The 1,381-nt window shown below is 60.9% G+C and carries 1 protein-coding gene and 1 pseudogene; one reads left to right on the forward strand and one right to left on the reverse strand.

Going from position 1 to position 1,381, the window contains the following annotated elements:
• The coding region (locus ACXJKR_RS32540; RefSeq protein ID WP_457326376.1) for a DNA gyrase subunit A at positions 1-897 on the reverse strand (897 nt) is incomplete at its 3' end.
• Positions 898-1,161: 264 nt separating this feature from the next.
• On the opposite strand from ACXJKR_RS32540, the pseudogene ACXJKR_RS32545 reads away from it, so the two are divergent.
• Positions 1,162-1,381: pseudogene (locus ACXJKR_RS32545) on the forward strand (outer membrane protein OmpA); the annotation flags it as partial.

The following is a 1,381-nucleotide window of genomic DNA, read 5'->3' on the forward strand; positions in this document are numbered from 1 at the left end:
GGACTTGTCGGACTCGTCCTGGATGTGGCTAATGCCCTCGATCTTCTTTTCCTGCACCAGTTCGGCAATGCGCTCAAGCAGGGTCTTCTTGTTGACCTGGTAGGGGATCTCGTCAACGATGATCGACTGGCGCGAACCCTTGTCGATGTCCTCGAAATGCACCTTGGCGCGCATGACGACGCGGCCGCGGCCGGTGCGGTAGCCATCGCGCACGCCAGCCAGGCCGTAGATGATGCCGGCGGTCGGGAAGTCCGGCGCCGGGATGATCTCCATCAGCTCGTCAACGGTGCATTCCGGGCTCTTCAGCGCGAACAGGCAGGCGTCGACAACCTCGTTGAGGTTGTGCGGCGGGATATTCGTGGCCATACCCACGGCAATACCCGAAGCGCCATTCACCAGAAGATTCGGCAAACGGGTCGGCAGTACCAGGGGTTCCTTATGGCTGCCGTCATAGTTGGGTCCGAAATCGACGGTTTCCTTGTCGATGTCAGCCAACATTTCGTGAGCGATTTTGTCGAGACGAATCTCGGTGTATCGCATTGCAGCGGCGTTATCTCCGTCGATCGAGCCGAAGTTGCCTTGACCATCGATCAGCATGTGGCGCAGGCTGAATGGCTGCGCCATGCGGACGATGGTGTCGTAAATGGCCGAGTCGCCGTGCGGGTGGTATTTGCCCATGGTCTCGCCCACCGCCTGCGCACTCTTGCGGTACTTGGCGTTGTAGGTGTTGCCCATCTCGTTCATCGCGTACAGCACGCGACGGTGCACCGGCTTCAGGCCGTCACGCGCATCGGGCAGGGCGCGTCCCACGATCACGCTCATCGCGTAGTCGAGATAGGAGCGGCGCATCTCCTCCTCGAGGCTGATCGGGAGGGTTTCCTTGGCGAACTGGGTCATGCGGCAGGATGACGCACGCGCTACACGGCCGCGGCGTCCTCAGAGGTAGGTGAAAGGCGCGAATTCTATGCGGCCCGCCCCCCTGTAGCAGCAGCGCAACATCGTCACCATGGCCTTGAACGTAGGCCGCCACAATGCGTTGGTCTCGGTGCCCCCATGGCACAATCGTCGGGTCCCTAGGAGAAACCCTAAAGTCTCTCCTGAGGTTAGAGGTTGAGTACTGACTCTCGCAGGGCAACTGCGGCATTCCTTGAGAGGAGAATCATGAAGAAACTGAATCGTGTGGCGTCGCTGTTTGCGGTGGCCGCGGTCGCCGTTGCTGCGTCTGGCGCATCGGCCCAAGCTATCGACAACTGGCGCGCAACCGACGGCACCGTCTGGAAGAACGGCACCAACGAATATTGCTGGCGCGACAATTTCTGGACGCCCGCTACGGCCGCCAAGGGCTGCGACGGCGAAATCAAGCCGGCACCCAAGGTTGAGC

The organism is Roseateles sp. P5_E11, from assembly GCF_054049355.1.